Origin of the sequence: Bradyrhizobium sp., from assembly GCF_030693485.1 — a bacterium.
Lineage (GTDB): Bacteria > Pseudomonadota > Alphaproteobacteria > Rhizobiales > Xanthobacteraceae > Bradyrhizobium.
Window position 1 is genome coordinate 1 of sequence record NZ_JAUYAN010000279.1, and the last position, 13,016, is coordinate 13,016.

The following is a 13,016-nucleotide window of genomic DNA, read 5'->3' on the forward strand; positions in this document are numbered from 1 at the left end:
CATTCGCGGTCTCCGGGATCGAGTACGGAGCGGATGGTGCCGATCGCCGCATCCAGCCGTTCGGCGATCTCGCGATTGGTGCGCTCCAGCCGGCGCGACTTCACCAGCGATCCGTCGAGTTCGTCGGCGAGCCGCGAACGGTCGGCGCCAAGCGCCTGTATTCGGGCCGCCAACTCGTTCTCGTCGCGGTCGGCCTCGCGCCGGCGTTCGACCGCGCTTTCCAAGGAGTCGAGCGCCGACATCAGCCGCCGCGTCGCGGCGTCGATGTCGGCGAAGACCGGCTCGGCGTTGCCGGGGCCGTTGGCGGGACGATCGCTCATGGGTGCCAGCGCAGACCTCTAGTGAAGCCGGCCGGAGCGCAAAATCCGCGTTCCGGCAAGCGTTTAGGCGGCGAAATTTACGTGGCAAGCGAGGCCAGCGCAACGCCGCTTAGAAGCTATGCACCGCTAACCGGCCTTTCGCACCGCAAGCACGCTTGCCTGCCTTGGACTCAGGGAAACGAGATGCTATCCAGCCCGTGACTTACCCGTGCCTTCCGGCCAGCAACCACGGCATTCGCACCCGCTGCGGATCGCCCCCAAACATCTCATTTCAGGCGGATTTTCATCATGACGCAGGTCGATCATTCCCGTATGGCCAATGCGATCCGTGGCCTGTCCATGGACGCCGTCGAGAAGGCCAAATCCGGCCATCCCGGCCTGCCGATGGGCGCCGCCGACGTCGCCACCGTGCTGTTCACCCAGTTCCTGAAATTTGACGCCGCCGATCCGAAATGGCCGGACCGCGACCGCTTCGTGCTGTCGGCCGGACACGGCTCGATGCTGATGTATGCGCTGCTGTACCTCAGCGGCAACAAGGAGATGACGCTCGACCAGGTCAAGAACTTCCGGCAGCTCGGCTCCAAGACACCGGGGCATCCGGAACACTTCGAAACCAGCGGCGTCGAAACCACGACGGGTCCGCTCGGCCAGGGCATCGCGACGTCGGTCGGCATGGCGATGGCCGAGAAGATGCTTGCCGCCGAATTCGGCAAGAAGATCGTCAGCCATTACACCTATGTGCTGGCTTCCGACGGCGATTTGATGGAGGGCGTCTCGCAGGAAGCGATCGCCATGGCCGGGCACTGGAAGCTCAGCAAGTTGATCGTGCTGTACGACGACAACGGCATTTCGATCGACGGTCCGATCTCGATCGCCGACTCGGTGGATCAGGTGAAGCGCTTCAAGTCTGCCGGCTGGGCCGCCGAATCGATCGACGGCCACGATCCCACGGCCATTGCGGCCGCCATTGCCCGCGCGCAGAAATCCGGCAAACCGTCGCTGATCGCCTGCAAGACCACGATCGGCTATGGCGCGCCGACCCGGGCCGGCACCGCCAAGGCCCATGGCGAAGCACTCGGCGCCGAAGAGCTGAAGGGCGCCAAGCAGAAGCTCGGCATCGCGCCGGAGCCGTTTTCGGTGCCGGACGACGTGCTGAAAGCCTGGCGCGCGGCCGGTAGCCGCGGCGTGGCGGCGCGCAAGGAATGGGAGAGGCAATTCGCCGAACTCGGCAACCGCAAGCGCGCCGAATTCGAACGCCGCATGCGGCATGAACGGCCGGCCTCGCTGGCGAAGGCGCTGAAGGCGCACAAGAAGGCGCTGCTGGAGACGCCGCAGAACATCGCCACCCGCAAATCGTCGGAACTGGCAATCGAGGCGATCGTGCCGGCGCTGCCGGAATTTCTGGCGGGCTCCGCCGATCTCACCGGGTCCAACAACAACAAGGCGAAAGCCGCCGTCGCCTTCTCGGCCAAGACGCCGAAGGGCCGCTTCATCCATTACGGCATCCGCGAGCACGGCATGGCGGCGGCCATGAACGGCATCTTCCTGCATGGCGGGTTCGCGCCGAACGGCGCCACCTTCATGGTGTTCACCGACTATGCCCGTCCGGCGATGCGGCTGGCGGCGCTGATGGGCGCCGGCGTGGTCTATGTGATGACCCATGATTCGATCGGTCTCGGCGAAGACGGCCCGACCCACCAGCCGGTCGAGCATCTCGCCGCCTTGCGCGCGATTCCCAACATGCGCGTGTTCCGTCCCTGCGACGCCATCGAGGTGGCGGAGTGCTGGGAACTGGCGCTGAACCGGACCGACGGCCCGACGGTATTGGCGCTGACCCGGCAGAACCTGCCGCAATTGCGTAGCTCGGCGCCATCAGAAAATCCATGCGGCTTCGGTGCCTACGAACTGGTCGCGGCCCAGGGCGACGCCAGGGTGTCGCTGTTCGCCTCCGGATCCGAGGTCGAGATCGCGGTGGCCGCGCAGAAGCAGCTGGCCGAGCGCGGCATCGCGTCGCGGGTGGTTTCGGTGCCCTCGCTCGAATTGCTGCTGGCGCAACCGGCGGATCGCCAAAAGGCCGTGATCGGCAATGCGCCGGTCAAGATCGCGATCGAGGCCGCGGTGCGGTGGGGCTGGGATGCCGTGATCGGGTCGGATGGCCTATTTGTGGGCATGCACGGTTTCGGCGCCAGCGCCCCCGCCAAGGAGCTCTACAAGCACTTCGGCATCACCGCCGAGGCTGCGGTAAACGCGGCCCTGAAGCGCCTGGGCTGACGGTTGAGATTGGCCCCAAAAGGGTCTACCTAACGGTCATCTAAATCGCTCCCGCCCGGCCGAACCGGGCGTCCGCCGTAAAACCCTCGTGGATGGCTCAATGCCGTCCGCGGGGATGACAGAGGTCATTGAAGGAGAGACAGCAAATGGCAATCCGGGTCGCGATCAACGGGTTTGGCCGCATCGGCCGCAACGTCCTGCGCGCCATCGCCGAGTCCGGCCGCAAGGATATCGAGGTGGTCGGCATCAACGATCTCGGCCCGGTCGAGACCAACGCCCATTTGCTGCGCTTCGATTCGGTCCATGGCCGCTTCCCCGGCATCGTCACCGTCGATGGCGACTCGATCAGCGTCGGCAACGGCAAGATCAGGGTTTCCGCCGAGCGCGATCCGTCGAAGCTTCCCTGGAAGGAACTCGGCGTCGACATCGCGCTGGAATGCACCGGCATCTTCAGCGCCAAGGCCAAGGCCTCCGCGCATCTCACCGCCGGCGCCAAGCGCGTGCTGGTTTCGGCGCCCTCGGACGGCGCGGATGCCACCATCGTGTTCGGCGTCAACCACGACAAGCTGTCGAAAGATCACCTGGTGGTCTCCAACGGTTCGTGCACCACCAACTGCCTCGCGCCGGTCGCAAAAGTGCTGAACGATACCGTCGGTATCGAAACCGGCTTCATGACCACGATCCACGCCTACACCGGCGACCAGCCGACGCTCGACACCATGCACAGCGACCTCTATCGCGGCCGGGCAGCGGCGATGTCGATGATCCCGACCTCCACCGGTGCGGCCAAGGCGATCGGCCTGGTACTGCCGGAACTGATGGGCAAGCTCGACGGCGTCGCGATCCGCGTGCCCACCCCGAACGTCTCCGTGGTCGATCTCAAGATCATCGCGCAGCGCAAGACCGACGTGAAGGAAATCAACGAGGCGATGAAGCGCGCCAGCGAGCAGCAGCTCAAGGGCATCCTCGGCTTCACCACCGCGCCTAACGTCTCGATCGACTTCAACCACGACCCGCATTCCGCCACCTTCCACATGGACCAGACCAAGGTGCAGAACGGCACGCTGGTGCGGGTGATGGCGTGGTACGACAATGAATGGGGCTTCTCCAACCGCATGTCGGACACCGCCGTGGCGATGGGGAAACTGCTTTAAAGTTCTCACCGTCATCCTGAGGAGCGCGCCGCCTGGCGCGCCTCGAAGTGTGACGACCCGGAGTCACGCATGCCGAGTTTCCGCACCCTCGATGACGTCGACGTGAAGGGCAAGCGCGTGCTGCTGCGCGTCGACCTCAACGTTCCCATGGAAGATGGCCGCGTCACCGACGCCACAAGGCTGGAGCGCATCGCAACCACCATCGGCGAAATATCCGGCAAGGGCGGCAAGGTCATCCTGCTGGCGCATTTCGGCCGGCCCAAGGGACGCGATGCCAAGGAGTCGCTGAAGCCGGTCGCCGCGGCGCTGGCACTGGTGATCAAGAAGACGGTGGCCTTCGCGGAAGACTGTATCGGCGAGGCCGCCGCCAAGGCCGTCGGCGCGATGCAGGATGGCGACATCCTATGCCTGGAAAACACCCGCTTCCACAAAGAGGAAGAGAAGAACGATCCCGTCTTCGTCGCCGAACTGGCAAAGCTCGGCGACATCTGGGTCAACGACGCCTTCTCGGCGGCGCACCGCGCCCATGCCTCCACCGAGGGCCTCGGCCACAAACTGCCGGCCTATGCCGGGCGCACCATGCAGGCCGAACTCGACGCGCTGGGCAAGGCGCTGGATGCGCCGACCCATCCGGTCATTGCGATCGTCGGCGGCGCCAAGGTTTCATCCAAGATCGACCTGCTGGAAAACCTGGTGACAAAAGTCGACGCGCTGGTGATCGGCGGCGGCATGGCCAACACCTTCCTGCATGCGCAGGGCGTCGGCGTCGGCAAGTCGCTTGCGGAAAAGGACCTAGCGGCGACCGCGCTGCGGATCATCGCCAAGGCGGAAGCCGCCAATTGCGCCATCATCCTGCCGGTCGATGCGACCGTCGCCACGCACTTCGCCGCCAATGCGCCGTCCCATGCCTACGGCCTCGACGCCATTCCCGCCGACGGCATGATCCTCGATGTCGGCCCGCAGTCGATCGCGCGGATTCACGCCGCGATCGACGACGCCGCAACGCTGGTCTGGAACGGCCCGCTCGGCGCCTTCGAAATGACGCCGTTCGACCGCGGCACCATGGTGGCGGCGAAACACGCGGCCGAGCGGACCAAGGCCAAAAAGCTGATCTCGGTCGCCGGCGGCGGCGACACCGTGGCGGCGCTGAACCAGGCAGGCGTTGCCGGCGATTTCACCTATGTCTCGACCGCGGGCGGCGCGTTTCTTGAATGGATGGAAGGGAAACCTTTGCCCGGCGTCGAGGTTTTGAAGATACGATAGGGTCAGGCGGGCCTCGAGCCCCAACGCGGAGAACAGAACACATGGCACGCATCACGTTGCGTCAATTGCTCGATCACGCGGCGGAACACGATTACGGCGTGCCGGCGTTCAACATCAACAATATGGAGCAGGCGCTGGCCATCATGGAGGCTGCCTCCAGCCTTGATGCGCCCGTCATCATCCAGGCCTCGCGCGGCGCCCGGTCCTACGCCAACGACATCATGCTGAAGCACATGATGGACGCGGTGACCGAGATCTATCCGCAGATCCCGGTCTGCGTGCATCTCGATCACGGCAACGGGCCGGACACCTGCATGACCGCGATCCAGGCCGGCTTTACCTCAGTCATGATGGACGGTTCGCTGCAGGCCGACGGCAAGACCGCGGCCGACTGGGAGTACAATGTCGGCGTCACCAAGACCGTCACCGACATGGCGCATCTCGGCGGCATTTCGGTGGAAGGCGAACTCGGCGTGCTCGGCTCGCTCGAGACCGGCATGGGCGACAAGGAGGACGGCCACGGCGCCGAGGGCAAGCTCTCGCACGACCAGCTGCTGACCAATCCCGACGAAGCCGTCAAATTCGTCAAGGAAACGAAAGTCGATGCGCTGGCGATCGCGATGGGCACCTCGCACGGCGCCTACAAGTTTACCCGCAAGCCGGACGGCGATATCCTCGCCATGAACGTGATCGAGGAAATCCACCGCAAGCTGCCGAACACGCATCTGGTGATGCATGGCTCGTCCTCGGTGCCGCAGGACCTGCAGGACATCATCAACGCCAATGGCGGCAAGATGAAGCCGACCTGGGGCGTGCCGGTTTCCGAGATCCAGCGCGGCATCAAGCACGGCGTCCGCAAGATCAACATCGACACCGACAACCGGATGGCGATGACCGGACAGATCCGCAAGGTCCTGAAGGACAACCCGGAAGAATTCGATCCGCGCAAATATCTCAAGCCGGCGATGGAAGCAATGGCGAAGCTCTGCAAGCAGCGCCTGCAGGAATTCAACACCGCGGGCCAGGCCGGCAAGATCAAGCGGGTGCTGACCACAGCCGAAATGGCGAAGCGCTACGTCAAGGGCGAACTCGACCCGAAAGTCGCGTGACCGTTCCGGCAGGCCAGCGCCCTTTATCCCTGTGTTCCCTTCGACGGTTTCTTGGGTTTTGCCCGAGAACCGTCTATTTTAGTCCGCAACACATAGTGCCCGGGAGGACGCACCGATGAATCTCGCCGATCTGAACAAAATTGCCCTGGCCATGGTGGCGCCGGGCAAGGGAATCCTCGCCGCCGACGAATCGTCCGGCACCATCAAGAAGCGCTTCGACGCCATCAATGTCGAGTCGACCGAGCAGTCGCGCCGCGACTATCGCGAAATGCTGTTCCGTTCTGGCGAGGCGATGCGCCAGTACATCTCCGGCGTCATCCTCTACGACGAAACCATCTGGCAGGACGCCGCTGACGGCACGCCGCTGGTCAGGCTGATCGAACAATCCGGCGCCATCCCCGGCATCAAGGTCGACGAGGGCACCCAGGCGCTGCCCGGCTGCCCCGGCGAGCTGGTCACGTCAGGGCTGGACAGACTCGCCGAGCGGCTGAAGAAATATTACGAGCGCGGCGCCCGCTTCGCCAAATGGCGCGCGGTGATCGATATCGGCGAGCATCTGCCAAGCATGACCGCGATCCACGTCAACGCCCACGCGCTGGCGCGTTACGCCGCGCTGTGCCAGGCCGCGCAGATCGTCCCTATCGTCGAGCCGGAAGTACTGATGGACGGCAGCCACGATATCGACCGCTGTTATGACGTGACGCAGCGCGTGCTCAACAAGACCTTCCAGGAATTGCGGGTGCAGCGCGTCGCGCTGGAAGGCATGATCCTGAAGCCCAACATGGTGATCTCGGGCAAGAAGAATGCGAAGCAGGCCTCGGTCGAGGAGGTCGCGGAAAAGACCATCCGGATGCTGAAGGCGTGCGTTCCGGCCGCGGTGCCCGGCATCGCCTTCCTGTCCGGCGGGCAATCCGACGAGGACGCGTCAGCGCATTTGAGCGCGATGAACGGGATCGGTAACCTTCCCTGGCAACTCACCTTCTCCTACGGCCGGGCGCTGCAGGCGGCGCCGCAGAAGGCGTGGTCGGGCAAGGCGGAGAACGTCGTCGCCGGCCAGCGCGCCTTCACCCATCGCGCGCGGATGAATTCGCTCGCGAGCAGGGGCGAATGGAAGGCCGATCTCGAAAAGAAGGCGGCATAGATTTGGCCACCAAACCGGTTCCGCCGCGCCCCGTGCCGCGTCTCTATCTCGCGACCCCCGAGGTGGACGATCCCACGGCGCTGGTGGCCAGCCTTCCCGGCCTGCTGGCGGCTGCCGACGTCGCCGCGGTGCTGGTGCGGCTCAAGATCACCGACCAGCGCACCATGATCTCGCGGATCAAGGCGCTGGCGCCCGCGGTCCAGGGCGGCGGAGCGGCGCTGTTGCTCGATGGCCATGTCGAACTGGTCGCCCGCGCCGGCGCCGATGGCGCGCATCTGACCGGCATCGAGGCGCTGGCAGAGGCGATGCCGTCGCTGAAGCCGGACCGTATCGCCGGCGTCGGCGGCCTGCCGACCCGGCACGATTCGATGGCCGCGGGCGAAGCCGGCGCGGATTACGTGCTGTTCGGCGAGCCCGATGCGCAGGGACTGAGGCCCGCGGTCGAGGCGATCGGCGAGCGCCTCGAATGGTGGGCCGAGCTGTTCGAGCCGCCCTGCATCGGCTACGCGGCGTCGCTGGAAGAAGCCCGCGAATTCGCCGCAGCCGGCGCGGATTTCGTCCTGGTCGGCGATTTCATCTGGGCCGATCCGCGCGGCGCGGCGGCAGCGCTCAAGGACGCCGAACAGGCCATCAGGCAGGCGCACGCCGCCACGTCCGGAAAAGTCAAAGCCGAACAGGGATAACGCCGGAAATGAAGATCCTGCGCCCCCTATCGATTGTGGTGAGCTTACTGATGCTCCCGGCAGGCGGCATGGCGCAGACGCAACTGTTGCCGCCTCCCGGCGCGCCAAGGCCGCTGCTGCCGCCTCCGGGGATGCCGACACCGGTTGCGCCCGCAAAAAAGGAAACGCCGAAACCGAAGCCACCGGTGGCCGCCAAGAAGCCTGCGCCGGCCGCGACGCCAAAACCCGCCGCAACGCCTGCGCCAACGGCGACCGTGACGCCGGCCCCGGTGTTCGAAGATCCGAATGTCGACCTGGTCTACGGCGCCTATCAGCGCGGCCAGTACAAGACCGCGTTCGATCTGGCGACCAACCGCGCCCAGTTCAACGGCGATCCCAAGGCAATGACCATGCTCGGCGAACTCTACGCCAACGGTCTGGGCGTCAAGCGCGATTACGCCAAGGCCGCCGAATGGTACAGGCGCGCCGGCGACGGCGGCGACCGCGAGGGCATGTTCGCGCTGGCGATGTTCCGGCTGGCCGGGCGCGGCGGCCCGGTCAACCGCGAGGAGGCGGTCAAACTGCTGGCGTCCGCGGCCAAGCTCGGCAATCCGAAGGCGGCCTATAATCTGGCGCTGCTCTATCTCGACGGGCAGACGCTGCCGCAGGACGTCAAACGCTCGGCGGAGCTGCTGCGCGCCGCTGCCGACGCCGGCAATCCGGAGGCGCAATACGCGCTCGCCACCTTCTACAAGGAGGGCACCGGCGTGCCCAAGGACATCGACAAAGCGGTGCGGCTGCTGCAGGCGGCATCGCTGGCCGGCAATGTCGACGCCGAGGTCGAATATGCCATCGCGCTGTTCAACGGCACCGGAACGCCGAAGAACGAGGCAGCCGCGGTGGCGCTGCTGAGCAAGGCAGCCCGGCAGAACAGCGCGATCGCCCAGAACCGCCTCGCCCGCGTGCTGGTGAACGGACAAGGCGTAGCAATGGACAAGATCGAGGGCCTGAAATGGCACATTGTTGCGAAAACCGCCGGCAAAGGCGATCCCGCGCTCGATGAGGCGATGGCCGCGCTCAGCCCAGAAGACCGCAGCAAGGCCCAGGACGCCGCCCGCAAATGGCTCGGCACCAAATGATCCGCCTTGACGCCACCACACCGGCAGGGCACCCAATCGGAAGCCGATGACGGCCTCGGGCCGTCTCCCTCATTTTGCAAGCCGGTATCATGCTGCAATCAGCCCTTATGAACGTGATGATCAAGGCCGCGCGCCGCGCCGGCCGCAGCCTCAAGCGCGATCTCGGCGAGATCGAGAACCTGCAGGTGTCGCTGAAGGGACCGGCCAATTTCGTCTCGCTGGCCGACAAGCGCGCCGAGGAAATGCTGCTGACCGATCTCACCAAGGCGCGGCCGGGTTACGGCTTCATCGGCGAGGAAGGCGGAGTGCGGATCGGCGACGACAAGACCCATACCTGGATCGTCGACCCGCTCGACGGCACCACCAATTTCCTGCACGGCATCCCGCAATTCGCGATCTCGATCGGCTTGCAGCGCGAGGGCACCATCATCGCCGGCGTGATCTACAATCCCGCCAATGACGAGCTCTACACCGCCGAGCGCGGCAAGGGCGCCTTCCTCAACGATCAGCGGCTGCGCGTCGCCGGCCGCCGCCAGCTTGGCGACTGCGTGGTCGCCTGCGGCCTGCCGCATATCGGCCGCGGCGACCACAATTTGTCGCGGCTGGAAATGACCGAGATCCAGAACCGCGTGGCCGGCCTGCGCCGGTTCGGCGCCGCCTCGCTCGACATGGCCTTCGTCGCCGCCGGCCGCCTCGACGGCTATTGGGAACGCAACCTGCAGCCCTGGGACATGGCAGCCGGCCAGATCATCATACGTGAAGCCGGCGGCACCGTGAGCGGTATCGAAGGCGACGACGATCCGCTGAAGACCGGCAATTTGATCTGCGGCAATGAGTTCGTGCATGCGGAATTGGTGAAGATATTGAGGCCGTTGGGGAAGTAGAACCGGCGATTTTTGCAAACTCGTCATGCGCGGGCTTGGCCCGCGCATCCATCAATCACAATTTTTCAAAGGATGGATTGCCCGGTCAAGCCCGGCAATAACAATTTATTGGACCGGCTCCGGCACCGCTGCTTTCGGCTCCCGGTCCCCCGCCAGCACCCTCTGCACCACTACGAAAAACACCGGCACCATCAGCAGCGCCAGGATCACCACCGCGATCATGCCGCCCATCACGCTGGTGCCGAGCGCCTGCTGGCTGGCGCTGCCGGCGCCAGATGCGATCACCATCGGCAGCACGCCGCAGACGAAGGCGAGGCCCGTCATCAGGATCGGGCGGAAGCGCAGGGTGCAGGCCTCTACCGTGGCCTCGATCAACGGTTTGCCTTGCGCGCGCAAATCCTTGGCGAATTCGATGATCAGAATGGCGTCTTTCGCGGCCAGCCCGATGATGGTGATCAGGCCGACCGTGAAATAGACGTCGTTCGGCAGGCCGCGCCAGGTCGCCGCCAGCACCGCGCCGCAGATGCCGAGCGGCACCGTCAGCAGCACCGCAAGCGGAATGGTCCAGCTTTCATAGAGCGCGGCGAGACAGAGGAACACCACCAGCAATGACAGGCCGAGCAGGATCGGCGCCTGCGAGCCCGACAGCTTTTCCTGCAGCGACTGCCCGGTCCACTCAAAGCCGAAACCGCGCGGCAGCCTGCCCGCTAGCCGCTCCATCTCGGCGATGGCGTCGCCCGAGGTGAAGCCGGGCCTGGCTTCGCCGCTGATGCGCACCGCGGGGTAGTAGTTGAATCCGGCGATCTGGGTCGGACCTTTCGACCACTCCACCGTGGTGAAGGCGGACAACGGCACCAGCTGGCCGCGGCTGTTCTTGACGTTGTAGTTGAGAATGTCGTCGGCGTTCATGCGGCTGGAGCCGTCAGCCTGCACGATCACGCGCTGCATCCGGCCGCGGTTCGGAAAGTCGTTGATGTAGTTCGATCCGAGATTGGTCGAGATCGTATTGTTGATGTCCTCGAAGGTGACGCCGAACGCGCCGGCCTTCTCGCGGTCGATCGCAAGGTTGACCTGCGGCCCCGCCGGCAGGCCCTCGACGAAGACCTTCTGCAGCACCCGGCTCGCATTGGCCTCCGATATCAGCCGGTCGGCGGCGGCGACCAGCGCCGGATAACCTTTCTGGCCACGGTCCTGCAGGCGGAAAGAGAACCCGGAGGAATTGCCGAGGTTGTCGATCGGCGGCGGCTGCAGCGCGGAAATCTTGGCGTCGCGGATCGACGCCAGATCCCGGTTGATGTCGGCGACGATGGCGGCCGCGGAATCCTTCGCCGGACGCTCCGACCAGTCCTTCAACGTGATGAAAGCCTGCGCGGTGTTGATGCCCTGGCCGAGAAAGCTGAAGCCGGTGAGGAAGGTGACGGTCTCGACGCCGGCGCGCTGCGCCAGGTATTTTTCCACCTTCTCGACCGCGGCCTCGGTGCGCGCATAGGAGGAGTCGGCCGGCGTCTGCACGTCGGTCGTGATAAATCCCTGATCGTCGACCGGGAGGAAACCGCCGGGCAGGCGAAGGAAGGCCCAGCCTAGTCCGAGCAGAAGTGCTGCGTAGACCAGCATCAGCCGCCCGGTACGTTGCAGCGACCAGCCCACGGTGCCGGCATAACGCACCTTCACGCTTTCAAGCACCCGATTGAACCAGCCGAACACACCCTTGCGCGCGTGGCCGTGACCGGCCGCTACCGGTTTCAGCAGCGTCGCGCACAGGGCCGGTGTCAATGACAGCGCCAGCAGCGCGGAAAAGGCGATGGCGGCGACCATGGTCACCGAGAACTGCCGGTAAATGATGCCGACCGATCCCGGAAAGAACGCCATCGGCAGGAACACGGCGATCAGCACCAGCGTGATGCCGATGATGGCGCTCGATATCTGCGACATCGCCTTGCGGGTGGCCTCTTTCGGAGACAACCCCTCCTCCGACATGATGCGCTCGACGTTCTCGACCACGACGATGGCGTCGTCGACGAGAATACCGACCGCCAGCACCATGCTGAACATGGTCAGCATGTTGATCGAATAGCCCACGGCCAGCAGGATCGCGCAGGTCCCGAGCAGCGCCACCGGCACCACGATGGTGGGAATGATGGTGTAGCGGATGTTCTGCAGGAACAGGAACATCACGATGAAGACCAGCACCACCGCCTCGACCAGCGTCATCAGCACCTTCTCGATCGAGGCCTTCACGACCGGGGTGATGTTGTAGGGAATTTCGTAGGCAATATTGGCAGGGAAGAACTTCGACAGTTCCTTCATCTTGGCTTCGACCGCGGCGGCGGTGGCGAGCGCATTGCCGCTCGGCGACAGCAGCACCGAGAGACCGGCGGTCGGCTGGCCGTTGAGCCTGGTGTTGAACTGATAGCTCAATCCGCCGATCTCGATCCGGGCGACGTCGCGCAATCGCACCGTCGAGCCATCCGCATTGGCGCGCAGAATGATGGCGCCGAATTCGTCCGGCGAGGAGAGCTGGCCCTTGACCAGGACCAGCGCCGAAATCTTCTGCTCCGGCGTGCTCGGCTCGGCGCCGATGCTGCCCGATGCGACCTGGGCATTCTGCGCGGTGATAGCCTTGTTGACGTCGTCGACCGTGAGGCCATAGCCGACCAGCCTGGCGGGATCGATCCAGATCCGCAGCGAACGCTCGGTGGAATACAACGTGGCGCGGCCGACGCCGGGAATGCGCCTGATCTCGCCGAGCACGCTGCGGATCATGAAATCGCCGAGGCCGATTTCGTCGAGGGTACCGTCGGTTGAACGCAGCGTGATGATCTGCAGCACCGCGCTGGAGGCCTCCTCGATCAGGATGCCCTGCTGGATCACCGCGCGCGGAAGCCGCGCCTCGACGCGCTTGATGCGGTTCTGCACTTCGACCGACGCCGTTCCGGTGTCGGTGCCGGGCACGAAGTTGGCGATGATCTCGACCTGTCCGAGCGAATCGCTGGTGGATTCGAAGTTCAGGATGCCGTTGGCGCCGTTCAGCTCTTCCTCGATCAGCCGCGTCACGCTGTTGTAGAGGTTTTCC

10 protein-coding genes are annotated in these 13,016 nt (G+C 65.1%); 8 read left to right on the plus strand and 2 right to left on the minus strand.

Features of this window, described 5'->3' with window-relative positions; genetic code table 11:
* Positions 1-320, minus strand: a 320-nt coding sequence (locus Q8N40_RS20515; protein WP_305713091.1) for a DUF4164 domain-containing protein, incomplete at its 3' end; no start/stop codon positions are given.
* 288 nt (positions 321-608) lie between these two features.
* On the opposite strand from Q8N40_RS20515, the gene tkt reads away from it, so the two are divergent.
* The 8 genes from tkt to Q8N40_RS20555 all read left to right on the plus strand — a co-directional run bounded on the left by tkt (position 609) and on the right by Q8N40_RS20555 (position 9,943).
* Positions 609-2,591 carry a transketolase gene (tkt, locus tag Q8N40_RS20520; RefSeq protein ID WP_305713092.1) on the plus strand — a complete coding sequence of 661 codons (1,983 nt, stop codon included), beginning with the start codon at positions 609-611 and terminating at the stop codon, positions 2,589-2,591.
* Positions 2,592-2,737: 146 nt separating this feature from the next.
* On the plus strand, positions 2,738-3,745 hold the full coding sequence (gap, locus tag Q8N40_RS20525) for a type I glyceraldehyde-3-phosphate dehydrogenase (RefSeq protein WP_305318679.1): 1,008 nt from the start codon (positions 2,738-2,740) through the stop codon (positions 3,743-3,745).
* A 69-nt stretch (positions 3,746-3,814) separates the two neighbouring features.
* Positions 3,815-5,008, plus strand: a complete 1,194-nt coding sequence (pgk, locus tag Q8N40_RS20530; RefSeq protein ID WP_305713093.1) for a phosphoglycerate kinase — start codon at positions 3,815-3,817, stop codon at positions 5,006-5,008.
* A 41-nt stretch (positions 5,009-5,049) separates the two neighbouring features.
* Positions 5,050-6,117, plus strand: a complete 1,068-nt coding sequence (gene fba, locus Q8N40_RS20535; RefSeq protein WP_305318677.1) for a class II fructose-bisphosphate aldolase — start codon at positions 5,050-5,052, stop codon at positions 6,115-6,117.
* A 115-nt stretch (positions 6,118-6,232) separates the two neighbouring features.
* Complete coding sequence (locus Q8N40_RS20540) at positions 6,233-7,258, plus strand: class I fructose-bisphosphate aldolase (RefSeq protein WP_305713094.1); 1,026 nt, start codon at positions 6,233-6,235, stop codon at positions 7,256-7,258.
* A gap of 2 nt (positions 7,259-7,260) precedes the next feature.
* The gene (locus Q8N40_RS20545; protein ID WP_305713095.1) at positions 7,261-7,941 is read left to right on the plus strand and encodes a thiamine phosphate synthase; all 681 of its coding nucleotides are present in this window, start codon (positions 7,261-7,263) and stop codon (positions 7,939-7,941) included.
* Positions 7,942-7,988: 47 nt separating this feature from the next.
* On the plus strand, positions 7,989-9,059 hold the full coding sequence (locus Q8N40_RS20550; RefSeq protein ID WP_371135762.1) for a tetratricopeptide repeat protein: 1,071 nt from the start codon (positions 7,989-7,991) through the stop codon (positions 9,057-9,059).
* A gap of 89 nt (positions 9,060-9,148) precedes the next feature.
* Positions 9,149-9,943 (plus strand): inositol monophosphatase family protein, encoded by a 795-nt coding sequence (locus Q8N40_RS20555; protein WP_305713097.1) that lies wholly within the window; start codon positions 9,149-9,151, stop codon positions 9,941-9,943.
* Between the two features lie 105 nt (positions 9,944-10,048).
* Here the strand turns inward: Q8N40_RS20555 and Q8N40_RS20560 are convergent.
* Positions 10,049-13,016, minus strand: a 2,968-nt coding sequence (locus Q8N40_RS20560) for a multidrug efflux RND transporter permease subunit (protein WP_305713098.1), incomplete at its 5' end; no start/stop codon positions are given.

Excerpts from the sequence above, each read along its gene's own strand:
- tkt (WP_305713092.1), top strand. The coding sequence starts at position 609 with ATGACGCAGGTCGATCATTCCCGTATGGCCAATGCGATCCGTGGCCTG.
- gap (WP_305318679.1), top strand. The coding sequence starts at position 2,738 with ATGGCAATCCGGGTCGCGATCAACGGGTTTGGCCGCATCGGCCGCAAC.
- pgk (WP_305713093.1), top strand. The coding sequence starts at position 3,815 with ATGCCGAGTTTCCGCACCCTCGATGACGTCGACGTGAAGGGCAAGCGC.
- fba (WP_305318677.1), top strand. The coding sequence starts at position 5,050 with ATGGCACGCATCACGTTGCGTCAATTGCTCGATCACGCGGCGGAACAC.
- Q8N40_RS20540 (WP_305713094.1), top strand. The coding sequence starts at position 6,233 with ATGAATCTCGCCGATCTGAACAAAATTGCCCTGGCCATGGTGGCGCCG.
- Q8N40_RS20555 (WP_305713097.1), top strand. The coding sequence starts at position 9,149 with ATGCTGCAATCAGCCCTTATGAACGTGATGATCAAGGCCGCGCGCCGC.